19 protein-coding genes and 1 pseudogene are annotated in these 22,774 nt (G+C 71.9%); 19 read left to right on the top strand and 1 reads right to left on the bottom strand.

Features of this window, described 5'->3' with window-relative positions:
* Positions 1-117: 117 nt before the first annotated feature.
* From RBJ65_RS21025 to RBJ65_RS21105, 17 genes and pseudogenes are all read left to right on the top strand, one after another.
* Positions 118-252 carry a hypothetical protein gene (locus tag RBJ65_RS21025; protein ID WP_306316952.1) on the top strand — a complete coding sequence of 45 codons (135 nt, stop codon included), beginning with the start codon at positions 118-120 and terminating at the stop codon, positions 250-252.
* A 188-nt stretch (positions 253-440) separates the two neighbouring features.
* Positions 441-875: pseudogene (locus tag RBJ65_RS21030) on the top strand (protein translocase subunit SecD); the annotation flags it as partial.
* A 116-nt stretch (positions 876-991) separates the two neighbouring features.
* Complete coding sequence (locus tag RBJ65_RS21035) at positions 992-2,218, top strand: cupin domain-containing protein (protein WP_306316951.1); 1,227 nt, start codon at positions 992-994, stop codon at positions 2,216-2,218.
* A gap of 2 nt (positions 2,219-2,220) precedes the next feature.
* On the top strand, positions 2,221-3,057 hold the full coding sequence (locus tag RBJ65_RS21040) for a fumarylacetoacetate hydrolase family protein (RefSeq protein WP_306316950.1): 837 nt from the start codon (positions 2,221-2,223) through the stop codon (positions 3,055-3,057).
* Positions 3,054-3,698, top strand: a complete 645-nt coding sequence (locus RBJ65_RS21045; RefSeq protein WP_306316949.1) for a maleylpyruvate isomerase family mycothiol-dependent enzyme — start codon at positions 3,054-3,056, stop codon at positions 3,696-3,698. Before RBJ65_RS21040 ends, RBJ65_RS21045 begins: the two co-directional genes overlap by 4 nt.
* A 27-nt stretch (positions 3,699-3,725) precedes the next feature.
* Positions 3,726-4,982: an FAD-dependent monooxygenase gene (locus tag RBJ65_RS21050; RefSeq protein ID WP_306317157.1), complete on the top strand. Its 1,257-nt coding sequence runs from the start codon at positions 3,726-3,728 to the stop codon at positions 4,980-4,982.
* 16 nt (positions 4,983-4,998) lie between these two features.
* Complete coding sequence (locus RBJ65_RS21055; protein ID WP_306316948.1) at positions 4,999-5,607, top strand: TetR/AcrR family transcriptional regulator; 609 nt, start codon at positions 4,999-5,001, stop codon at positions 5,605-5,607.
* 213 nt (positions 5,608-5,820) lie between these two features.
* Positions 5,821-6,792 carry a phosphotriesterase gene (locus tag RBJ65_RS21060; protein ID WP_306316947.1) on the top strand — a complete coding sequence of 324 codons (972 nt, stop codon included), beginning with the start codon at positions 5,821-5,823 and terminating at the stop codon, positions 6,790-6,792.
* A gap of 58 nt (positions 6,793-6,850) precedes the next feature.
* Complete coding sequence (locus tag RBJ65_RS21065) at positions 6,851-7,807, top strand: phosphotriesterase (RefSeq protein WP_306316946.1); 957 nt, start codon at positions 6,851-6,853, stop codon at positions 7,805-7,807.
* Positions 7,808-7,822: 15 nt separating this feature from the next.
* Complete coding sequence (locus RBJ65_RS21070; protein WP_306316945.1) at positions 7,823-9,016, top strand: NAD(P)/FAD-dependent oxidoreductase; 1,194 nt, start codon at positions 7,823-7,825, stop codon at positions 9,014-9,016.
* 5 nt (positions 9,017-9,021) lie between these two features.
* The gene (locus tag RBJ65_RS21075; protein WP_306316944.1) at positions 9,022-9,948 is read left to right on the top strand and encodes an alpha/beta hydrolase; all 927 of its coding nucleotides are present in this window, start codon (positions 9,022-9,024) and stop codon (positions 9,946-9,948) included.
* Between the two features lie 5 nt (positions 9,949-9,953).
* Complete coding sequence (locus tag RBJ65_RS21080; RefSeq protein WP_306316943.1) at positions 9,954-10,925, top strand: MBL fold metallo-hydrolase; 972 nt, start codon at positions 9,954-9,956, stop codon at positions 10,923-10,925.
* A complete protein-coding gene (locus RBJ65_RS21085; protein WP_306316942.1) occupies positions 10,922-12,655 on the top strand; it encodes a CocE/NonD family hydrolase in 1,734 nt (577 codons plus the stop codon). Before RBJ65_RS21080 ends, RBJ65_RS21085 begins: the two co-directional genes overlap by 4 nt.
* 160 nt (positions 12,656-12,815) lie before the next feature.
* Positions 12,816-14,456, top strand: coding sequence for an alpha-L-fucosidase (locus RBJ65_RS21090; RefSeq protein ID WP_306316941.1), 1,641 nt, complete (start codon positions 12,816-12,818; stop codon positions 14,454-14,456).
* Between the two features lie 95 nt (positions 14,457-14,551).
* Positions 14,552-15,976, top strand: coding sequence for a triacylglycerol lipase (locus tag RBJ65_RS21095; RefSeq protein WP_306316940.1), 1,425 nt, complete (start codon positions 14,552-14,554; stop codon positions 15,974-15,976).
* Positions 15,973-17,973, top strand: coding sequence for an ATP-binding protein (locus tag RBJ65_RS21100; RefSeq protein ID WP_306316939.1), 2,001 nt, complete (start codon positions 15,973-15,975; stop codon positions 17,971-17,973). The genes RBJ65_RS21095 and RBJ65_RS21100 overlap by 4 nt, the downstream gene beginning before the upstream one ends.
* Positions 17,970-20,459, top strand: coding sequence for a WD40 repeat domain-containing protein (locus RBJ65_RS21105; protein ID WP_306316938.1), 2,490 nt, complete (start codon positions 17,970-17,972; stop codon positions 20,457-20,459). The genes RBJ65_RS21100 and RBJ65_RS21105 overlap by 4 nt, the downstream gene beginning before the upstream one ends.
* Before the next feature lie 61 nt (positions 20,460-20,520).
* On the opposite strand, the gene RBJ65_RS21110 is transcribed toward RBJ65_RS21105, so the two are convergent.
* Positions 20,521-21,006, bottom strand: a complete 486-nt coding sequence (locus tag RBJ65_RS21110; RefSeq protein WP_306316937.1) for a MarR family winged helix-turn-helix transcriptional regulator — start codon at positions 21,004-21,006, stop codon at positions 20,521-20,523.
* A gap of 93 nt (positions 21,007-21,099) precedes the next feature.
* Between RBJ65_RS21110 and RBJ65_RS21115 the strand changes: the two genes are divergently transcribed.
* Positions 21,100-21,855 carry an SDR family NAD(P)-dependent oxidoreductase gene (locus RBJ65_RS21115; protein WP_306316936.1) on the top strand — a complete coding sequence of 252 codons (756 nt, stop codon included), beginning with the start codon at positions 21,100-21,102 and terminating at the stop codon, positions 21,853-21,855.
* 44 nt (positions 21,856-21,899) lie between these two features.
* Positions 21,900-22,706: an SDR family oxidoreductase gene (locus RBJ65_RS21120; RefSeq protein ID WP_306316935.1), complete on the top strand. Its 807-nt coding sequence runs from the start codon at positions 21,900-21,902 to the stop codon at positions 22,704-22,706.
* The last annotated feature ends 68 nt before the right edge of the window (positions 22,707-22,774 follow it).

The raw sequence follows: 22,774 nt of genomic DNA on the forward strand, positions 1-22,774 counted from the left end.
GGCCCCCGGTTCGTCATCGGGCTCGTCATCGTGCGGGTCGTCGTGCGGGTCGTCGGACACGAGGTCCTCGTGATCCTCGCACGCCGTTCGCGGTCGTGTGCGGGGTTATACGTAGTTGTGGGCGCGCTCCCCGTCCACGTACGAGGCGAGCACCGGTTCGCCGTCGCACTCGTCGGGCTCCTCGGCCTGCTCGCCGTCCTGCTGACCCTGCCGATGTCCGGCGCCGGGGCCGACCCCCAACCGGCCCCGTGACGGGTTACGCCGAGCGGCCCGACGCCACCAAGGGCAAGGCCACCGGGCCCGACCCCGCCCCGTCCGGCGAGCGGGTCCTGCCCGACGGGTCCGGGCAGCGCCTGCGTCTCGAACCCGCCGCGCTCACCGGCCAGGACGTCAAGGGCGCCGACGCCCGCATCAACCAGCGGAACGGCGCGGGCTGGCACGTCACCGACACCATCAACACGCTCGGCGGCCGGCCGACGAAGACCCGTGACGAACTCATCGGACCGAGCCTCGGCGAGGAGCTGCGCAACAGTGTGCTCATCGCCCTCGCCCACGACGTGATCATCCTGGTCGGCGTGTTCGCCTGGCTCGGCAAACCCGTCGACGGAGTGTTCCTCGCGGCGCTGCTCACCGTCATCGGCTACTCCGTCAACGACTCGGTGGTCCTCTTCGACCGCACCCGCGAGCTCCTCGGCCGCGCCGGCCGCCGGGCACCGTTCGCCCGCCTCGCCAACGACGCGATCCTGCAAACGCTCTCGCTCACCGACTTCGCCCTGGCCCTGCTGATCGGCGTGGGCGTGGGCACGTACTCGTTGGTGTTCACGGCGTCGCCGCTGGCGATCGCGCTGTGGCGGAAAAGGGGCACGGGCGACTGAAGGCGGTACTGAAGGCGGTACTGAGCCGGTACTGAGGTGGTACTGAAGGCGGCCCGTCGGATTCTGCTCTCAAGAATCCGCATGTACGGACGGCGGGCGCGCTGCACGCTGAACCTGTGACCGACACCGAGACCCCTTTCACCCAAGACACCGCTGTGGGCTCCCCGGTACGGCTGCGGGCCGTCACCGCGCAGGGGCAGCCCGAGGTCACCCCGGCGCTCCACGAGCTTTACCGGGGCTTCGAGCAGGAACTGCTCATTCCGCTGTGGACCGAGATCGGCGGCCTCATGCCGGAGCAGCCGCGCTCGCGCGCCGTGCCGCACCTGTGGCGTTGGGAGAAGCTGCGCGAACTGGCCGCACGGGCAGGGGAGTTGGTGCCCGTGGGGCGGGGCGGCGAGCGGCGTGCCATCGCGCTGGCCAACCCGTCCCTCGACGGGCGCCCGTTCGCCACCCCGACGCTGTGGGCCGCCATCCAGTACCTGATGCCCGGCGAGGACGCCCCCGAGCACCGCCACACGCAGCACGCCTTCCGCTTCGTCGTCGAAGGCTCCGGCGTGTGGACGGTCGTCGGCGGCGACCCCGTCCCCATGAACCGCGGCGACTTCCTCCCGCAGGCGGGCTGGAACTGGCACGCCCACCACAACGCGACCGCCGAACCGATGGCCTGGATCGACGGCCTCGACATCCCCTTCCAGTACGTCACCGAGGCGCAGTTCTTCGAGTTCGGCCGCGACGAGATCAGCGCCGCCGAGCGCACGACGCCCGAGCGCTCGCGCTCCGAACGGCTGTGGGCCCACCCCGGCCTGCGCCCGCTGTCCGCCGCCCCTGTCACCCCCGGCAGCCCGCTGCTGGCCTACAAGTGGGAGTACACCGACGCCGCGCTCGCCGACCAACTCCTGCTGGAACGGGAGGGGTTCGGCGGCACCGTCGAGCCCGGCCACGCCGCGGTGCGCTACTCCAACCCGCACGACGGCTCCGACGTGCTGCCGACGATCCGCGCCGAGTTCCACCGCGTCGCGCGCGGCGCCGAGACCGCGCCGGTGCGCGAGACCGGCTCCTCCGTCTACCAGGTCTTCGACGGCTCCGGCACCGTCACCGTCGGCGCCAAGTCGTGGACGGTGACGCGCGGCGATCTGTTCGTGGTGCCGTCCTGGGAGCCGTTCTCCGCCCGCTCCGAGGCGGGCGCCACCGACTCCGACTCCGGCGGCCTCGACCTCTTCCGCTTCTCCGACGCGCCCGTCTTCGAGGCGCTCAAGCTCAACCGCACCCGGACCGACCGCACTGAGACCGACCGTCCCCAGACCGACCGCACCCAGCTCGACCGCCCCCAGAAGGACGCCTGACCATGAAGCTCGCCACCCTCCGTACCGCCGACGGCACCCGCGCGGTCCGCCTCGACGGAGAGGTCCTCGTCGACCTCGGCCACACCGACCTGGGCGAGCTGTTCGCCACCGAAGGCTGGCAGGCCACGGCCGCCACCGCGAACAGCACCACGCACCCGGTTCACCCGGTCTCGGGCGCCGACTTCGCTCCGGTCGTCCCCAACCCCTCCAAGGTCGTCTGCGTCGGCCACAACTACACCAACCACATCAAGGAGATGGGCCGGGACCTGCCCAGCCACCCCACCCTCTTCCCCAAGTTCGCCGAGACCCTGACCGGCGCCAACGACCCCGTCGTCAAGCCCGCCGAGACCGAAGCGCTCGACTGGGAGGTCGAGTTGGCCGTCGTGATCGGACAGAAGGTGCGCCGCGCCGACGAGCGGCAGGCCGCCGACGCCATCGCGGGCTTCACCGTCATGAACGACATCTCGCTGCGCGACTGGCAGTTCCGCACCATCGAGTGGACGCAGGGCAAGATCTGGGAGGCCACCACCCCGGTCGGCCCCTACGTCGTCACCCCCGACGAGGTCGGCGGCGTCCGCCCCGCCCTCGAAGTGACCACGACCGTCGACGGACAGGTCATGCAGCGCGACGACACCGGCACGCTGCTCTTCGACCCGGTCTTCCTCGTCCAGTACGTCTCCACCGCCATCACCCTGAACCCGGGCGACATCATCGCCACCGGCACCCCGGCGGGCGTCGGCAACGCCCGCGACCCCAAGGTGTTCCTGGCCCCCGGCCAGAGGGTGGTCACCGAGATCGCCGGGATCGGCGCCTGCGTCAACGAGGTGGTCGCGGCATGACCGCCACCCAACCCCAACACACCTCCACCGACGTCCGCGCCTGGGCCTGGGCCCGCACCGGCACCGGCCTCCTCCTCGACGCCGCCGCGGCCCTCGACGAGGACGCCTTCCGTGCCCCGAGCACGCTGCCCGAGTGGTCGCGGGGGCACCTCGTGGCCCACGTCGCCGCCAACGCCGACGCCCTGTGCAACCTCGTGCACTGGGCCGCCACCGGCGAGAAGCGCCCGATGTACGCATCTCCGGAGGAGCGCGCCGCCGGTATCGCCAAGGGGCCAACGCTGTCCGCCGACGAGCTGCGCACCTGGCTCACCGCGTCCGCCGAGCGCCTCGCCGAAGGGCTCGACCGGCTCACCGACGAACAGTGGCGCCGCGAAGTCGTCACCGCGCAGGGCCGCACCGTCCCCGCCACCCAAATCCCATGGATGCGCGCCCGCGAGGTGTGCGTGCACGCCGTCGACCTCGGCACCGGCATCACCTTCGCCGACCTGCCGCACGGCTTCCTGGCCGCGCTCACGGACGAGATCCGCGCCAAGCGCGGTCTTGGCGAGCTCCCCGAGGACCCGCTGCCCGAGGTCACCGCCTGGCTGGCAGGACGGCCCCACGCGCTCGCCGACGCCCCCGAACTCGGCCCCTGGCTCTGAGAGGTGAACCCCGTGACCCCACCTGATGTGATCGTCGTCGGCGGCGGCATCGGCGGCCTCGGAGCCGCGTACTCGCTCACCCGCAAGGGCCTCGCCGTCCGCCTCCTTGAGAGCGCCCCCGCCTTCGGCGAGGTCGGCGCGGGCATCCAGCTCGCCCCCAACTGCACCCGCATCCTCGACGACTACGGTCTCCTGGACGAGGCCAAGAGCCTCGGCGTCGTCCCGGACGCGATGGTCATGCGCGACGCCGTCGACGGCGACGAACTGACCCGCCTCGACCTGCGCGACCTCGAACGGCGCTACGGCTACCCGTACTTGGTCATCCACCGCAGCGACCTGCACGGCCTGCTGCTGCGCGCCTGCGAACGCGCCGGTGTCGAGCTGATCAACAAGGCGCAGGTGACGTCGTACGAGAACACGTACGAGAACACCGAAGGCGGCGCCCGCGTGACCCTCGCGGACGGCGGCACCCACGAGGCCGCCCTGGTGATCGCCGCCGACGGACTGCACTCGGCGGCCCGTCGGCAGTTCATCGACGACGAGCCGGTCTCCTCCGCGTACGTCGCCTACCGGGGCACCGTCCCCGCCGAGCAGCCGCGCGTACGGTCCGTCGACCTCGGCGAGGTCGTCGTCCACATCGGCCCCGGCTGCCACTTCGTCCACTACGGGCTGCGCGGCGGGGAACTCCTCAACCAGGTCGCCGTCTTCGAATCGCCCAAGGCCCTCGCGGGGGCGGAGGACTGGGGCACCCCCGACGAACTCGACGCCGCCTTCGCCGACACCTGCGAGTTCGTGCGCGACGGTCTGCCGTTCATGTGGCGCGACAAGTGGTGGCGGATGTTCGACCGCGACCCCGTCATGAACTGGGTGCACGGACGGATCGCCCTCCTCGGCGACTCCGCGCACCCGCCGCTCCAGTACATCGCCCAGGGCGCCATCATGGCCATCGAGGACGGCTGGGTGCTCGGCGAGCACGTCGGCCGCCATCGCGCCGGGGACGGCACCGTCGACTGGACCGCCGCGCTCACCGCGTACGAGGCCGTCCGGCCGGAGCACTGCCGCCGGGTCCTGACCACGTCGCGCAAGTGGGGCGAGCTGTGGCACCTCGACGGCGCCGACCGCGAGCGACGCAACGTACTGCTGCGCGCCCGGGACACGTACGACTACTCCTTCACGGACTGGCTGTACGGGCCGACCGCGCTGACGCCGGACGAGGAGCCGGAGATGTTCACGCCCATCCCGCTGGCCTCGGCGGACGCCCAGGAGGGGCGGTGCGTGGCGTGACGTTAGGATTTCCGCCATGGCGAACCTTCGACAGGCGCAGAAGCAGATGACGCGCCGCCTCCTGCTGGAGTCCGGCCTCGAACTGTTCACGTCGAAGGGGTACGCCGCCACCAAGGTCGACGACATCGCGACCGCCGCGGGCACCACCCGCGTGACCTTCTACGCGTACTTCCCCTCCCGCACCGACCTGATGAAGGCGCTCATCGACGAGCGGCTCAACGAGGCGCTCCAGCGCGTCCGTTCACCCGAGCACGGTTCGACGGCCCAGGACCTCGTCGCCACCGTGGCCGACGGGACGGCGGAGGGGATCGGGGCGTGGCTGCGCCGCACCGCCGACAGCTGGCCCGAGATCCGGCCGATCATCCGCGTCGGCCGGGACGCCGCGGCGATCGACCCGGAGCTGCGCGACCTCGTGGACCGCTGGATGGAGGAAGCCATCAGCGACATCGAGGACGGCCTGACGCGGGCCGGCCGCTTCGAGCCCCACCAGCGCCGCTTCAAGGGTGTGCTGGCGATGGCCGAGCTGGACTACGTCGCCCAGCACTGGGGCGGCGCCGACTGGAAGCTCAGCCGCGAGCAGCTGCTCGACGAGCTGAGCGCCAGCTGGGTACGCCTGCTGACCTGACCTGACCTGACCTGACCTGACCTGACCTGACCAGACTCGCTCTCTCCCCTTCAGATCGCACGCTCCGATCAAGGCTCCTCCGAGGCCCTCCACTGCCTCGGAGGAGCCTTTTTTGCTCACACACCACACCCCCGACGCAACGCCCTGACCAGTATTTTTTCGTGGCGTTCGTTTCCTTGACGCTATGTAAAGCGAATCGCTAGCGTGACGACCATGAACAGCACCACCGTGAACACAGTCCTTGGGCCGGTGCTCGCCGACGAGTTGGGCGTCGTCTCCGTCCACGAGTCGCTGCTCTCGGTGCTCCCCGGCGCCGAGCACGCCTTCGACATCACCCTCGACCGCGCCGAGATCTTCGAGGCGCTCGCGAGCAAGCTGCGCGACTTCCGTGCCCACGGCGGCGGCACCGTCGTCGACGGCACCGGCATGTTCCACGGCCGCGACCTGCCGCTCTACGAGGCCCTTTCCCGCGCCACCGGCGTGCACATCGTCGCCTCGACCGGGCAGGGCCCCGAGGGACTGCTCGGCGGCTACTTCCTCACCCCGCAGACCAACCCGCCCACCCCCTGGCCCGCCGAGAAGTTCGCCGACCTCTTCGCCCGCGAGGTCACCGAAGGCATGGTCGTCCCGCGCGTCGAGCGGCGCGGCCCGGCCGGGCTGATCGCCACCGCCGTCACCCGCGCGGGCATGACCGCCACCGACGAGAGCCTGCTGCGCGGCGCCGCCCGCGCCGCCCTCGCCACCGGCACCGCCGTCACCTTCCGGCACGGCGCCGACGCCGTACGCGAACTCGACATCGCCCTCGACGAGATGCTGCCGGCCGATCGCGTCGCTGTCGGCGGCCTCGACCGCAGGGACGCCGTCGCCTCCGGTGCACCCGAGTCGATCGCGGCCCGTGGCGCCCACGTCCTCCTCGACCGCGTCGGCACCGAGGACGCCGAACACCTCACCGACGCCGAACGCGCCGCCCTGGTCGCCGACCTCGTACGCGCCGGACACACCGACCGGATCCTGCTCTCCGTCGGCGCGACCGGCGTCGCCAAGGGACACCCCGCCAACGACCTTCCGTACAGCCACCTGCTGACCACCTTCGCGCCGCTGCTGAACGCGCACGGCATCGGAGACGGCGACGTACGACGCATCCTCCGGGCCAATCCGCGCGAACTGCTCGCGGTGCGCCGCTGAGCATGCGCCCCGAACCCACCGTCAAGAACTCCGCGTACCCGAAGGCGAGTTGAGAGCTGTGTCCCGAGTGAACACCGTCCTGGGGCCGGTCCCCGCCGAGGAGCTGGGCTTCGTGGCGATCCACGAACACATCGGCTACGGCATGCCAGGATCCGAACTGGACACGCAGTGGTGGAAGGCCCCCGAGCTGCGCTACGAGGAGACCGTCCCCAAGCTGCGCCGCTTCCACGAACTGGGCGGCGGCACCTTCGTCGACGCGACCGGAATCTGCAACGGCCGCGACGTCGACCACTACAAGTCGCTCTCCGCGAAGACCGGCGTGCACATCGTCGCCTGCACCGGCTTCGTCGGCGGCGACACCGCACTGCCGCACTTCGCCCGCGCCGAAGTCGACTACCTGGCACGGCAGTTCGTCCACGAGATCACCGTAGGCATCGGTGACACCGGCAGCCGTGCCGGTGTCATCAAGGTCGGGGTGAGCCGGGGCGGCCGCATGACCGACCTCGACAAGCGGATCTACCGCGCCGCCGCCCGCGCCGCGCTCGCCACCGGCGTCCCCGTCCTGACCCACCTCGCCATCGACGCCGAGAACGCCGTCGCCATCTTCAACGAGGAGCAACTGCCCCTGGACCGCGTCCTGTTCGGACACGTCGACGACGGCGTGAACGCCGACAAGACCCGCGACGTGTGGATCGCCGAGCAGGGCGGCCGCATCGGCTTCGACACCTTCGGCTACGAGACCGAGCTGCCCGACCCGCCGTTCTGGGCCCGCCCCCGCCAAGAGCGCCTCGACCACTTCCTGCGGTTCGTCGACGGGGGTCGCCGCATCGGCCGGGTCCTCGCCTCCGCCGACGCCAACTGCTCCCCGCTGGGCTGGCCCGGAGTCAAGGGCCACACCGTCAACTACCTGTTCGACGAGCTGCTCCCGGACCTGCGCGCCGCCGGACTCGACGAGGCCGCCATCCGCACCGTCTTCGTCGACAACCCGGCCGAATTCCTGGCCATCCAGAAGTAGGAGAGACCCCATCTCATGCAGGACCTGAAAGATCACAAGGACCTCAAGGACCTCAAGGACCTCAAGCACCTGAACGACCTCAAGATAGCCATCGTCGGGGCCGGTTACGGCGGCGCCGCCGCGGCCAAGGCGCTCGGACTGCTCGGCGCCGACGTCACCGTGTACGAGCAGGCGAGCCGGATCCGCGAGGTCGGCGCCGGCATCGGCCTGCGGCCCGTCACCATGAACCGGTTCCGCGAGTGGGGGATCTTCGACGCGATCGCCCAAGTCAGCTCGCCCAGCGAGTACTTCGAGATCCTCACCCCCACCGGCGAACCCATCATGCGCGAGGCATGGCCCGCCGACGGCGAGCAGACCCGTACGCACCTCATCCACCGCGGCGACTTCATCGACGCCCTGCTCGGCGCGCTGCCCGAGGGCATGGTGCGCCTCGGCCACCGTCTGGAGTCGGTCAAGGACAAGGGCGGCGGCCGCCCCGTCCTCACCTTCGCCGACGGCAGCACCGCCGAGGCGGACCTCGTCGTCGGCGCCGACGGCATCAAGTCGGTCGTGCGGCAACGGCTGTTCAGCGACAAGGGCCCGGTGTTCTCCGGCGAGCACGCCTACCGCGCCGTCATCCCCGTGGCCGACGCCCACGGCATGGTCACCGACGACAACCTGCGCATGTACGTCGGCCGCGGCACCAAGGTCTACCTGCTGCCGCTGCGCCACCGCGACCAGGTGTCCTTCGACATCACCGCCCGCTGCGAGGACGGCACGTGGACGCCACGGGTCACCAAGGAGGACATGCTGGCCACGGTCGAGGGCTTCGACGAACGCCTCGTGGACATCACGCGCGGACTCGACATGGACACCGTGAACATCCGCGCCGTCTACGACATCGACCCCATCGACACCTGGCACTCCGACTCCGTCGTCCTCCTCGGGGACGCCGCGCACTCGATGCTCCACCACCAGGGCCAGGGCGCCAACTCGGCCATCGAGGACGCCGGAGCGCTCGCCGACGCGCTGCGCGAGGCCAGTTCCGTACGAGAGGGACTCGCCCGCTACCAGGCCGCCCGCAAACCGGTCACCGACCGACTGCAGGCCGTCTCGCGGCAGGGCTGGGCCGAGGACGGGATCGACGAGGTCTTCCCCGGCCAGAAGCCCGCGACCACCACCGCGTCCGCTACGACACCCACCGCGACGCCCGCCGCGACCAAGGAGTAGGAACCATGCCGCTGCACCCCGAGATCGCGAAGTTCCTCGCCACCCTGCCGACCCCGCCCGAGGGCCCCCTCGACCCGGCCGCGATGCGCGCCGACGAAGAGACACACGTACCTCCCGTCGGCGAACGCCTGCCGCTGCACTCGGTGGCGGATCGGACCGCACACACCGCCACCGGCGACGTCCCGGTGCGCGTCTACACACCCACCGACGCCGACCGCCACGGCCTGCTCGTCTACTTCCACGGCGGCGCGTTCTTCCTCGGCAGCCTGAACACCCACGACCACCTCGCGCGCTCGCTCGCGAAGGAGACCGGCCTGAAGGTCGTCTCCGTCGGCTTCCGCCGGGCACCGGAGTCCGCCTTCCCGGCCGGACTCGACGACTGCCACGCCGTGACCCGGTGGGCTGCCGAGCAGGGGGAGAACGAACTGGGCTGGGACGGCGCGACCCTCGCTGTCGCGGGCGACAGCTCGGGCGGCACCTTCGCCGCCGCCGTCGCGGCCCGCGCACACGACGAGGGCTTCGACCGCGTCACCCACCAGATCCTCTACTACCCGTCCCTCGACCTGGACTTCGACGAGGACCGCTACGCCTCGCTGCGCGAGAACGCGGTCGGCTACGGCCTGGAGACGGCGGGGCTGAGGCCGTTCAACGCCTTCTACGTCGACAGCGGCGCCGACCCCGCCGACCCGCTGGTCTCCCCGGTCAAGCGCGCGGATCTGAGCGGACTGCCGCCCGCCCTGGTCGTCACCGCGGAGTTCGACCCCATGCGCGACGAGGGAGAGCTGTACGGCCGCCGCCTGCGGGAGGCCGGAGTGGCGGCGACGGTGAGCCGCTACGAGGGCGCGGGCCACGGCTTCGTCCAGCACTTCTCCTGGATCCCCGAGTACCACCAAGTCTTCGCCGAGACCCGCGACTTCCTCGCCGGGCGCTGAGATACATGGCCCACGACGACATCACCGTCCACCCCCTGTTCTCACCCTGGGGCCGGTTCGGCCTCTACAGCTTCTACGTCGACGCGCCGGAACCCGCGATCGTCGACACCGGCATCGCCACCTCGCCCGCCGAGGGCATGGCACCTGCGCTCAAGGCCATCGGGCGCCGCATCGAGGACATCCGCTGGATCCTGCTGACACACGGTCATATCGACCATGTCGGCGGCGCGCACGCCCTGTGGGAACTCACAGGCCGCCGGGCGCAAGTGGTGATCCACGAGGCCGACGCCCCGATGCTCCGCTCCCGGCAGGCACACGTCGACGAGTACCGCGCGGGACGCGGCCGCTACCTCCACGACGCCGCCCCTGACGGCGAGGACAAGGTGGCGGCGGCCACGAAGGCCGTCATCTCGGGGGAGTTGGAGCCCACCCTGCTCGTCACGGGCGGCGAGACACTCTCCCTCGGCGGCGACGTCACCGTCTCCGTGCACGCCCTCCCGGGCCACACCCCGGGTTCCGTCGGCTACGTGATCGACGGGCAGCGCGCGGCGTTCGTCGGCGACTCCGTGCAGGTCCACGGCGCCGCCAACGGCTTCCCCGGCTACACCGACCCGCCCGCCTACCGCGCCGCCCTCACCCACCTGCGCGACGAGGTCCGCCCACGCCGCCTCTACCTCGGACACCCCTACCGCCGCGCCGACGGCACCCCGTACGGCGTCGAACTCGACGAGACGCAGGCCAGGGAGGCCATCGACGAGTCCCTCGCCGCCGAGTCCTGCGTCGCACGGGCCGCCTGCCGCTGCCTCGACGCGGGCCTCACGCACACCGACTCCCCGTACTCGCCGTTCGCCGGGGCCGCCGAGGAACTCGGCTACACCGGCGACCCCACGCTCGAACCCTCGCCGTTCTTCACCTCGATGCACGCCTACCGCACGCGCGGCGAGAACGCTCGACACAGGAGCACACCCCAGACATGACCGACCAACACACCATCCGGGCGGGCGCGCAGCCCATCACCGTCCGCAAGGACCTCCGCGTACCGATGCGCGACGGTGTCACGCTCGCGGCGGACACCTACGGCCGCGCCGACGACGACACACCACGCCCCGCCCTCGTCGCCCTGAGCCCGTACGGCAAGGAACTCCAGGCCCTCGCCCTGACCACGCCTCCGCAGCGCCGCCCCAGCCCCCTGTGGGACGGCTGCGTCGAGGCGGGTGACATCGCGCGCGTCGTGGCGGAGGGCTACGTCCATGTCATCGGTGACCTGCGCGGCTCCGGCGCCTCCGAGGGCACGCACATCGGCAACTACAACGCGGGTGGCGTGCCCCTCGGCCAGGACGCGTACGACTTCATCGAGTGGGTCGCGGCGCAGCCTTGGTGCGACGGCAACGTAGGCATGATCGGCATCTCGTACTTCGGCTCCATGCAGGTACTCGCGGCGGCCGAACGCCCGCCGAGCCTCAAGGCGATCTTCGTGAGCGGCGGCCACTACGACTTCTACGAGACGACGTACCACGGCGGCATCATGTGGCTCATGCCGCGCGCCGCCCGCGAGGGCCGGGGAGGGGACTCCGGCTGGGCGTTCACCGACGGAGTCAAGTCCCGGATGCTGGAGACGTACCCGCCCGAGGAGATCGAGCAGCGGGTGGCCGAACGGCTCCGCGACCCGGACGTGGCCGCCTGGCCCAACCTCGTACACGTCCTCAACTACCCGAAGAACCACGAGGCTTGGTTCGACATCGTCATGAACGAGGTCGACGGCGACTGGTACGAGGAACGCAACCCGATCACCCTCGCCCCGAACATCGACATCCCGGTATGGCTCCAGATCGACCAGGGGCGCGGCTGGACGATGGACGGCACGATCGAGCTGTTCAAGGCGCTGAAGGGCCCCAAGAAGCTGGACATCGGCCCCTACCCGCCGATGCAGTCACGGCCGTTCGTCGAGGAGCACGACAAGATGTTCCGCTGGTACGCGTACTGGCTCAAGGGCATCGACAACGGCGTCATGGACGAACCGGCCGTCACCGTCCACGTGGAGGGCTCCCGCGAGACGATCGGGGCCGCACAGTGGCCCCCGAAGCCCGTGGCACACCGTCCGCTCTATCTGCGCCCACGCCGTCAACTCTCCTACGATCCCGAGTCGTTGGGTACCGAACACGCCGCCCCCGACGGCTTCTACCAGGCACCCCTCACGGTGACCGACAAGGTGGAGATCCTCCACTGGAGCACCGCCCCCTTCACCGAACCCACCGAGATGATCGGTCAGGGCGCGGCCCACCTCTTCGTCGAGATCGACCAGCCCGACACGAACCTCATCCTGCGCCTGTGGGACGAGGCCCCGACCGGCAAACGCCAACTCGTCACGACGGCCTACCTCAAGGCCTCGCACCGGGAACTCGACGCGCGACACACCACCGAGGGCGACCCGCACCACCCCCACACGCGGGCGGTCCCGGTCGAGCCGGGCCGCATCGAGGAGTACGTGCTGCGGATCTACCCGTTCGCGGCGACGTTCCTGCCGGGCCACCGGCTGGTCGCGGAGCTCTCCAACGACGAACCCCTCGCCGACGAGCACAACGCGCTGCTGCCGCCGGACGCCTTCCACCTGCCGGTGGGCCGCCCCGTCACGCACAAGGTGTACCGGGACGCGGCGCACCCGTCGCGTCTTGTGCTGCCGTTCACGGGCGCGGCGACGACCCGGTAGCCCGGGCCGGCGCGGGAATCGACATCGCCGTCGCGCGCACGGGCGTCGTCGCCGCCGACGACGACGCCCGACACCAGGGCGTTCCGGTGCGGCCCTTACCGAAAATCCGTTACTGCGTCATGATCCGCAAGTCCGAACAGCTTGCCTGTAGGAGTGATTGATGACGTCTCGACGCCAGATCCTCGGTGCCCTGGGAGCCGCCCCCGCGATCGCCGCCCTCGGCAGTACGAGCGCGTACGCCGCCGCCAGTGCCCCGCCCGGCAGCGCCCGCCCCGCCTCGATCATCCCGGTCACCGGGGACGACACCCCCGAGCAGATCATCGCCAAGGCCGCGAACGTCGTACCCAGGAAAGGGCAGTTGGCGTGGCAGCGGCGCGAGATCACGGCGTTCACGCACTTCGGGATGAACACGTTCACCGACCGCGAGTGGGGCTCGGGCGCCGAGGACCCGGCGACGTTCGCGCCGACCGCCGTCGATGCCGACCAGTGGATCCGCACGTACCGGGCCATGGGCGCCGAGCTCGCGATGATCACCGCCAAGCACCACGACGGGTTCACGCTCTTCCCCAGCCGCTACACACCCCACTCGATCCTCAAGAGCCCCGGGCGGCCGAACGTCGTCCGCGCGTACGTCGACGCCGCCCGCGCCCAAGGGATGCGCGTAGGGATCTACCTCTCGCCCTCCGACGGCGGCGAACTGCCGCACGCCTGGCACGCCGAGTGGATCGAGTCACTGCGCGAGAAGCAGTCCGAGGGCGGGAAGCTGACCTCGGTGGAGCAGACCGCCGTCGACGACGGTGACCGTGCGCCCGGCGGTCTCGGCCGGTTCGGCAACGGCAGCGCCGTCAAGGAACACACCATCCCCACCCTCGTCGAGGACGACGACCGGGCCGACGCCGTGCGCTCGGGAAAGCTGCCCACGTTCACCGTGCACGTCAACGACTACGACGCGTACTACCTGAACCTGGTCTACGAACTGTTCACCGAGTACGGGCCGTTGGACGAGTTCTGGCTCGACGGCGCCAACCCGTGGGCCGACGCCGGGATCACCCAGGAGTACCGCTTCGCGGAGTGGTTCCGGGTGATCGAGGCGCTGTCGCCGGACACCGTGGTCTTCGGCGGACCCGCCGGCGTGCGCTGGGTCGGCAACGAGGACGGGATCGCCCGCGAGACCGAGTGGAGCGTCGTGCCGACGACCGCCGACCCGCGGACGTACCACGGCGAATGGCTGCTCCCGCACGGCCCTTCCGCCGCCGACCTCGGCTCCCGTGACCGGCTCACCGAACCCGGCGTCACCCACCTGTCCTGGTTCCCCGCGGAGGCCGATGTCTCCAACAGGCCCGGCTGGTTCCACCACGAGGACGAGAAATCCAAGACGGCGGCCCAGCTCTTCGACCTGTACGAGAAGAGCGTCGGGCGGGGCGCGACGCTGCTGCTGAACGTGCCGCCCTCGAAGGCGGGGACGATCGATGCCGCGGACGTCGCCGAACTGACCGCGTTCGGGCAGCGGGTACGGGAGGTGTACGGGCGTCAGGTGGCCGAGAACGCCGACGGGACGACCACCTTCGACCGGGTCGCGGTCCGCGAGGACATCGAACACGGGCAGCGGGTCGAGAAGTTCGCCGTAGAGGCCGAGAGCGGTGGTTCCTGGCGGCGGATCGCCACCGGAACCACCATCGGCCACCAGCGGATCCTGCCGCTGGACGCCCCCGTCACCGCGAGCCGGGTCCGCGTCAAGGTGCTCGCCTCCCGCGCCGAGCCCCACTTGGGACCGACCACGCTCCACCGGGCGACCGGCTGACCCGAGTACCCACGATCCGGGCGCAGATCGCGGACCCGCGCGCTTCCAACTGGACCTTCGCTAACGTGTGTTGTCCAACGAAACGGGGAGGGCGCATGGGGCCGACCGCCACGTCCGACGCCAGCCGGGACGCGGTCATGGTGCTGCCCGGCATCATGGGCAGCGAACTCGTGGACGCCGAGTCGGGACGTACGCTGTGGGGACTCGGCGACGCGCGCTGGTACGCACGCGCGTGGACCACAGGCGCGTCCCTGGCCGCGCTGCGCGTCACCGACGAGGAGCGGCAGGGGCGGACGGGGCGGATCGTGGCGACCCGGCTGCTGCGGTTCCCCGCCTTCGCGCCCGTCCTGCGCGGCGTCGAGCCCTACACGGCGCTGACCGCGGGGATCCGGCGGGTGACGGCGCACGCGGACGCCGTGGCGGAGTTCCCCTACGACTGGCGGCTGCCGGTCGAACTCAACGCGAAGCGCCTCGCGTCGGCGGCCGAGCAGCACCTCGACGCCTGGCGCGCGCACCCCAGCGGAAGCCGTCAGGCGCGGCTCGTGCTGGTCGCGCACTCCATGGGCGGCCTCGTCGCCCGGTACTTCACGCATGTGCTCGGCGGGGGAGCGGAGGTACGCACCGTCATCACGCTCGGCACGCCGTACCACGGGGCGGTGAAGGCGGTGCAGATCCTCAGCGGCGGGCGCGGTGCGCCACTGCCGTTGCCGCGCCGCCGGCTGCGTGACCTCGCGGCGACGCTGCCGGGCCTGTACGACCTGCTGCCCAGCTACCGCTGCGTGGACGAGGGCGCGTCCGCGCGGCGGCTGGTCGCGGGTGACATCGCGGGCCTCGGCGCGGACGGCGCCCTCGCCGCCTCCGCCCTCGCCGCCCGCGAACGCCTCCTCACCGCGACGGCGGGCCCGCACACCCGCCCCCTCGTCGGCGTCGAGCAACGCACCGCGCAGTCCCTGACCTTCCGCGACGGCGTCGCCGAGGGGCACGACCACGTGTGCGAGGACGGCGACGACGGCACACCGCGCCGCGTCGACCGGCGCGGCGACGGCACCGTCTACCGGGACGCGGCCCGCCTCGACGGCGCCGAACCCGTCCACCTGCCGCAGACCCACGGCGCGATGTCCCGCACCGGCGAGACACTCGCCCACGTACGAGCCGTCCTGACGGAGCGCCGCCTTGGGCCACCGCTCGGCGCCACCGGCACCGCCCTCGTGGTTCCCGACGTGGTGCCCGCCGGACAGCCCTTCGACATCGGCGTCGAGCCACAGACCGACCCGGCGTCCGTATCCGTACAGGTGACGGCCGCGCACACACCTCAACCCCTGGCCCGCCCAAGGCTCTTGCCACGCGAGGGCACACTCGCCGCCCAGGTGACCCTGCCCGACGCGGGCCTGTACCGGATCGAGGCCAAGGCCGGCGGCTACTCACCCGTCACCCAACTCGTCCTGGCCACCCGCCCGGAGGACCTGGCGGCCCGCCCCGATGACCTGGCGGCCCGCCCCGATGACCTGGCGGCGGAATGACCGAGAGGACGACGGCGTACGACGCGACCTCCCCGAACGGCGACGGCGACGGCGACGGCGACGGCGAGGGAGACTGCGGCGGTGGCCGAGGTGCGGCCCGCTTCCCGGTCGTCTGCCTGCCGATCGGCCGCTACCGCCACCACGCACCCCTCGAAGCCGACGCGGCCGCCTCCCAAGTCGCCGAACTCTTCGCCGAGTTGGGAGGCCGGGCCGAACCCTGGTCGGTGCCGGGCAGTGAGCGCGACCGGTCCGCCGTCGAGGAGCGCCTGGAGCGGTGGGCCGGGCCGCCCGCCGCGCGCAGCTCGGTCCTGTACTGGGCCGGGCACGGCGAAGCGGCGCCCGACGGAGCCTGGCTCGCCGTCCACGAGACACCCGGTTCGATGCGCACGCGCGGGCTGCTGCCCGAGACCCTCGCCGCGTTCATCGACGCCGAGTGGTCGCGCCGCATCGCCGACCCGCACGCCTGGACCGTCGTGGTCATCGAGGCGTGCGGCGCCGAACGCTTCGCCGACCTGGTCGCCGTACGGCTGCTCAGCGGCGACAAACCGCGACGCCTCGCGATCGTCGGCGTAGGCGGCTACGGGGCGGGCCACCTGGGCGAGTTCGCCGACGCGCTCGCCGGGGCACTCGCCTCGTACACCGACAACGACGCGTCCATCCGGCTCGCCGACCTGATGCTGCGCCTGCACGACCGCATGCGGGTCGGCAGCATCCACGCCGACGCCTTCGACCTCCACCTGGCACCCCCGCTGCCGCGCCCCCGCCTGCTGCCGTCCGATGTCACCACACCCCTGGACGTGTACGCCGAACTCCAGGAATTCCTGGCCGAGTTGACACCCGACGAACGCGGCCACTTCATCCCCAAGGCGCAGGGCGCCGAACAGGGCGAACCGGCCTGGTACTTCGTCGGCCGCGACCGGGAGCGCGCCGACATCGCCCGCTGGCTGCGCACGGAGCCGTCGGGACTGCTCGTCGTCACGGGCCGGGCCGGGGCGGGCAAGTCCGCGCTGCTCGGCAACGTACTCGTGCACACCCACCCCGAACTGCGTGAACTGCTCGCCAGAAGCGGGCACTTGCCCGCGCTCGAAGATGCCGAAGAGCGGCCACCCGACCGGGTCTTCGACGCCGTCATCCACCTGACCGGGGCGTCGATGGGCGAACTCGTCGCCCGGATCGCCGAGTCCGCCGGGCTCGGGGAGCGGACCGAGGTGGCGTCCACGGCGCAGGACATCGAGTGGCTCACCGCCGGGCTCGGCCGCCGCGCAGAGCCGTTCACGCTGCTCGTCGACGCCCTCGACGAGGCCCAAGAGCCCCTCGACATCGCCGGATCACTGCTGCGCCGACTGGCCGCGCTGCCCCGCGTGCGCGTCGTGGTCGGCACCCGTGCCTCGACCCGCGAAGGCCCCGACCAGCCCGAGACCGAGGACCGCGACCTCATCGACGCGCTGGGCGCGGCGCACGTCGTCGCCGTACTGCGCGACCCGGAAGCGCTCGGCGCATACGTACGACTGCGGCTTGGCCGCGCCCTCGCCGCCGCCGACCCGGTGGCCGTCGACGCCGCCGCCCGCCAGATCCAGGCGTACGACCGGCACTTCCTGTACGCACGGCTCGCCGTGCACGAGATCGTCGCCGACCCGCGCCTGATGACACCCGAAGGCAACGGAGCGCTCGTCGAACTGCTCAGGCGCGACCACCGCGCCCTGTTCGCCGCCGCCGTCGACCGGCTCGCCCGCTGCTCCCCGGCCGCCGCTCCACTCCTCGAAGCGCTCGCCCTCGCCCGGGGCCGCGGACTGCCACGGGCCGACCGGATCTGGGCCATCGCGGCCGGGGCACTCTCCGACAGCGGCCCGGTGACCGACCTCGACATCGACGACCTCCTGGCGGCCGCCGCCCCCTACGTCATGCTCGACTCCGAACACGGGCAGAGCGTGTACCGCCTCGCCCACCGCACCTTCCAGGAACACTTCCTCAACCCGCCGCAAGGGCAGGCGAGATGACCCGGTCACCGGCCGAACGCCACCGCAGGATCGCCCAGAGCCTCATCGCCGCCACCCCGGCCGATTCCCCCAACCCGTACATCACCCACCACCTCGCAGGACACATCGCCGAGGCCGGTGCATGGCAGGACCTCGCCGACGCACCCGACGTGCTCGACCGCCTCGAACCCCGGTCCGTCGCGGCCGAGGCACTACGGGCCGGCTACGGGCGCAGCGGCCTCCCCGACCCCATCACCGCCACCCTCGTCGCCCGCGACCTGCTCGCATCGGCCGCCCCCGAGGACCGGGCCACCGTCCGCGCCCTCACCAGCGCGCGCTTCGTCGGCACCCCGGCCGCGGCCGAGACACCCCGCGCCGCCGCCACCTGGTCCGTGCGCTGGACCAGGCTGCGCCGCGACCTCCTCCCGGCGATCGTCACCGACTGCGCGAGCCCGGTGGCGGCGCTGCGCGCGTTCACGCTGCCGGACGGGCGGCAGCTCCTCGCCGTCGGGACGCAGGACGGAAGGGTGCGGCTGTGGGACTCGGATTCGGTCCTCGACACCGCCCTGCCTCCCGTCGAGGAACTGTCGTACGAGGGTTCCGTCCACACCCTGGAGATCGTCGCGAGGCCGGACGGCTCGCAGCTGCTGGCCTCCGGGGTGGGCCGGACCGTCCACCTGTGGGACCCCGTGACACGCTCGGCGGTCGGCGCCTCCGTACTGGACACCGAGGCCGGCACCGACGGCGGTCCCGGGAGACGCGCGTTCCGGGAGCCCGCCTGGAAGGCGGTGAGCCTGCCCGAGGGCCGCCCGCTGATCGCGGTCTGCGACACCAACAACGTCCGCTTGTGGGACCCGTTCACCGGTGACCCCGTCGGCCCGCAGCTCATCGGCCCCGAGTCGCTCACCGTGGAACAGGCCATCACCGAGGGCTCGGACAGCCTGGACGGGGTCCTGTCGCCGGTGACGCTGCCGGACGGACGGGTGCTGCTCGTCGTCGGAGGCACGTCCCGGGTCCTCGACTCGATCGACGGCTCCACCGACTTCGCGTTCGGGCGGCTGTGGGCGTGGGACGTCGCCACGGGCCGCCTGGTGTGGGGCCTGCGCACCGGGTACAGCGGCACCCTCACGGCCCTCACCACGGTGTCGCTGCGCGATGGACGGGAGGCCCTCGCCACCGCGGGCGGCGGCGGGGTGGTACGCCTCTTCGACCCCGCGGGCGGCATCCAGGTGGGGGAGTGGCTGCACGGCAACGGCGCCGACGTCGTCGGGGCCTCCACCGTGCGCCTGAAGAACGGGCGCACCGCGCTGGTCACCGTCGGCGACGACCGCACCGTACGCGCCTGGGACCCGGCGACCGGCACACTCCTCGGCGCGCCGATGTCCGCCCAGAACAGCGGCGTACGCGCCCTCACCGGACTGCACCTCTCCGACGGCCGCTCCTTCGTGGCGGGCGGCGGCGAGGACGGCACCGTACAGCTCTGGAACCCGGAATCGGCGGGACACATCGACGACCCGCTGGCAGGACCCGTCGACCACCTGGTCCCGCTGCCGGCCCGGCCGGGCGCCATCCTTCAAGGCAGACCGCAGCTCGCCTCCGTGAGCAACGACCACACCCTCCAACTCTGGGAGGCCGACAGCGGACTGCCCATGGCCCGGCCCCTGCCGGACGCCCCCGGCCGACCGGTCGCGGTACCGACGCCCAAGGGCCCGATCCTGCTCGCCCTGGGAGACGGCGACGAGCCGATGCGGCTGTGGGACCCGGAGGCCCACCGCGTCGTGCGCGGCATGACGAGCCTGAACCCGCTGCGCCGCATGGGGCTGATCGACCACGCCACGGCCGTGGCGGCGGTGCCCTGGCGCGGGCGCACGGCGGTCGCCGTCAGGGCCGGTTCGATCGTCACGCTGTGGGACCCGGCCTCGGGGCGGAGGATCAACAACCGGCGCTTCCCCATGGGCGTCGACCCGCTGGACGCCGCGACGACGACGCTCCGCGACGGGCGGACGGTGCTGGTCACGGGATCGAAGTGGGGCATCAGGGTCTGGGACCCCAGGACCGGCACGCGCCTCGCGGAGTGGACCCACGAACTCGTCCACCCCACCACCGTCACCCCCGTGACCTGGCCCGGCGCCCACCCGCTGCTGGCGGTCACCGACGAGACGAGCACGCGCCTGGTGGACCTGTTCTCCGAGGACGCCCCGCGGGACCGGGTGCGTACGACACTGGCCGTGGGCTCCGAGCCCCCGATGACACGCGGCGACCGCCCGAGGATCTACGGCAGACATCCGCACGCGGTCACGGGATGCCGCACGCGCACCGGCCGCCGGATGGTGGCCACCGGCGGCGACGAGGGAGTGCTCCGCCTGTGGGACCCGGAGACGGGTGAGCGGGAGACGGGCGAGCCGGCGCACGCGCTGCCCGTCGGGGCTCCGATCAACGCGCTGGTGGTCGTGGACGGCTTGCTCGTGATCGGGTCACGGGACGGGCTGATCGCCTTGGAGTGCTGAGCGGCGTCGGCGCCGCGTGTCACGTGTCACGTGTCACGTGTCGAGCATCGCGTGTCATGTGTCATGTGTCACGTGTCGAGCGTTCCCATGCGAGCCCTTCGAGCCGCTCGATGCCGTGGTTGAACTCGACCATCATCGTGAGGAATTGCTGGGTACGCTCGCCGTCCCAGCCCGCCGCCTCGATCAGCCGGGCCGCCCCCGCCCGGCTGATGGCACGGTCCGCCTCCAGCCGCTCCAGGCCAAGCGGAGTCGGGCGGAAGGTGCGTGCGCCGCCCTTGGCGGTGGCCTCGATCCGCTCGACGAGGCCCTGCTTGAGCATGGCGGCGATCTGCCGGTTGATGGTGGACACGTCGGCCTGGAAGGTGTGCGCCAGCTCCTTGAGCGTGAGCGGATCGCCCGATTCCAGGCGGGTCAGCAGCACGTAGGCCGAGCGGTCGAGGCTCTGGCCGATGCGTGGGCCGCGGGCCGCGATGAAGTGCCGGGACAGGAGGGTCAGTTCCCGTTCCAGGTCTCCCAGGCGGCGGTCCTGCTCGCTGGGCTCGGTCATGGTGCCGTGTTCCTTTCCTCGTGGGTGTGCGCGTTAGTGTGTATGTAACATGCACATCATAGCTCGCGGAGACTCGCGGAAAGGTGTGTGGTCATGAGCTTCCCGACCCTGCAAGGGAAAACCGCCCTCGTCACCGGCGGAGCGTCCGGTATCGGTGGCGCCGTCACCAGGCTGTTCGTCGAGCGTGGCGCCCGCGTGGTCGTCGTCGACCTGCAAGAGGAGGCGGGGGAGGCGATCGCGGAGGAGCTGGGTGCCGCCGTCGCCTTCCTGCGCGGTGATGTCTCCGACCGGAAGGTCGCCGACGCGGCCGTGGCCACCGCCGTGGACCGGTTCGGCTCCCTCGACGTGCTGGTGAACAACGCGAGCGTGTCACGGCAGAAGCCGTTCGAGGAGCAGACGGACGAGGACTGGGACCTGGCGATGGGCACGGGTCCGTACGCGACCCGCAACTTCATGCTCGCCGCCCTGCCGGAGCTCAAGAAGACGGGCAACGCCAGTGTCATCAACTTCGGCTCAGGCGCGGGCCTGAACGGCCAGCCCAACCAGGCTTCGTACGCAGCCGCCAAGGAGGCGATCCGCGGCCTCAGCCGGGTGGCCGCCAACGAGTGGGCGCCGTACAACATCCGGGTCAACGTGGTCTGCCCGATGGCCCTCACGTCCGGCGTGGCCGCCTGGGCGGAGGCCCGCCCCGAGCAGTACGCCCGGTCCGCCGCCTCGGTCCCGCTCGGCCGCTTCGGCGACCCCGACCGCGACGTCGCGCCCATCGTCGGATTCCTCGCGAGCGACGACGCGCGGTACATGACCGGACAGACCGTGATGGCCGACGGCGGAGCCGTGAAGCTGCGCTGAGGCCGCGCCCGACCAACACCACCGAAACACCAAGGGAGTTCACCATGGGAACCATCGCCGTCACCGGAGCCGCCTCCGGTATGGGAGCCACCATCGCCGCCCGGCTCGCGGAGGAGGGGCACCGTGTCATCGGGGTCGACCTGCGCGGCACCGATGTCTCGGCCGACCTGGGCACGACGGAGGGGCGGACCGCCGCGGCGGCCGAGGTCACCGGGCTCGCCGACGGCCGGCTCGACGGACTCGTGCCGTTCGCCGGAATCTCCGGCGGCACGGGCCGGGCCGCTAGCCTGCTGGTCTCCGTCAACTACTACGGCGCCATCGGCCTGTTGGAGGAGCTGCGCCCGGCCCTGGCCGCCGCGGGCGAGTCCTCCGTCGTCCTCGCCTCCTCCAACTCCACGACCACCCAGCCCGGTTGGAACCCGAAGCTCGCCGAGGCGTGTCTCGCGGGCGACGAGGAGGCGGCGCGCACCCTCGCCGACTCCCTGGGAGACGAGGGCGGACGGCTCACCTACCCGGCCACCAAGGCCGCGCTCGCCCACTACACACGTACCCGCGCCGCCGACTACATCGCGGACGGCATCCGCCTCAACGCCATCGCGCCCGGATTCATCGACACCCCGATGACCCGGGACGGCCGCAAGGACCCGCAGATCGCGGCGGGCATCGAGGCGTTCCTGAAGTCGATCCCGGCCGGGCGGGCGGGCCGTCCGGAGGAGGTCGCGGAGCTCGTGCTCTTCCTGCTGTCCGCCAAGTCGGCTTACTGCGTCGGTACGTTGATGTACTGCGACGGCGGCCTCGACGCGCAGCTGCGCGGCCTCGACTGGCCGAAGGTGCGGACGACGCAGGGCTGAGCCCCGGCGGGGGCCCGACGGGAGTCGAGGCTCCCGCTCAGTGGGACGCCCGCCATGGGCGCGGGCCA

The organism is Streptomyces sp. KL109B, assembly GCF_030766935.1.
GTDB lineage: Bacteria > Actinomycetota > Actinomycetes > Streptomycetales > Streptomycetaceae > Streptomyces.

Bases quoted from the DNA above. Each gene is read 5' to 3' on its own strand.
- RBJ65_RS21095 (WP_306316940.1), top strand. From the start codon at position 14,552: ATGGGGCCGACCGCCACGTCCGACGCCAGCCGGGACGCGGTCATGGTG.
- RBJ65_RS21100 (WP_306316939.1), top strand. From the start codon at position 15,973: ATGACCGAGAGGACGACGGCGTACGACGCGACCTCCCCGAACGGCGAC.
- RBJ65_RS21080 (WP_306316943.1), top strand. From the start codon at position 9,954: ATGGCCCACGACGACATCACCGTCCACCCCCTGTTCTCACCCTGGGGC.
- RBJ65_RS21110 (WP_306316937.1), bottom strand. From the start codon at position 21,006: ATGACCGAGCCCAGCGAGCAGGACCGCCGCCTGGGAGACCTGGAACGG.
- RBJ65_RS21070 (WP_306316945.1), top strand. From the start codon at position 7,823: ATGCAGGACCTGAAAGATCACAAGGACCTCAAGGACCTCAAGGACCTC.
- RBJ65_RS21085 (WP_306316942.1), top strand. From the start codon at position 10,922: ATGACCGACCAACACACCATCCGGGCGGGCGCGCAGCCCATCACCGTC.
- RBJ65_RS21040 (WP_306316950.1), top strand. From the start codon at position 2,221: ATGAAGCTCGCCACCCTCCGTACCGCCGACGGCACCCGCGCGGTCCGC.
- RBJ65_RS21055 (WP_306316948.1), top strand. From the start codon at position 4,999: ATGGCGAACCTTCGACAGGCGCAGAAGCAGATGACGCGCCGCCTCCTG.
- RBJ65_RS21115 (WP_306316936.1), top strand. From the start codon at position 21,100: ATGAGCTTCCCGACCCTGCAAGGGAAAACCGCCCTCGTCACCGGCGGA.
- RBJ65_RS21120 (WP_306316935.1), top strand. From the start codon at position 21,900: ATGGGAACCATCGCCGTCACCGGAGCCGCCTCCGGTATGGGAGCCACC.
- RBJ65_RS21105 (WP_306316938.1), top strand. From the start codon at position 17,970: ATGACCCGGTCACCGGCCGAACGCCACCGCAGGATCGCCCAGAGCCTC.
- RBJ65_RS21090 (WP_306316941.1), top strand. From the start codon at position 12,816: ATGACGTCTCGACGCCAGATCCTCGGTGCCCTGGGAGCCGCCCCCGCG.
- RBJ65_RS21075 (WP_306316944.1), top strand. From the start codon at position 9,022: ATGCCGCTGCACCCCGAGATCGCGAAGTTCCTCGCCACCCTGCCGACC.
- RBJ65_RS21060 (WP_306316947.1), top strand. From the start codon at position 5,821: ATGAACAGCACCACCGTGAACACAGTCCTTGGGCCGGTGCTCGCCGAC.
- RBJ65_RS21045 (WP_306316949.1), top strand. From the start codon at position 3,054: ATGACCGCCACCCAACCCCAACACACCTCCACCGACGTCCGCGCCTGG.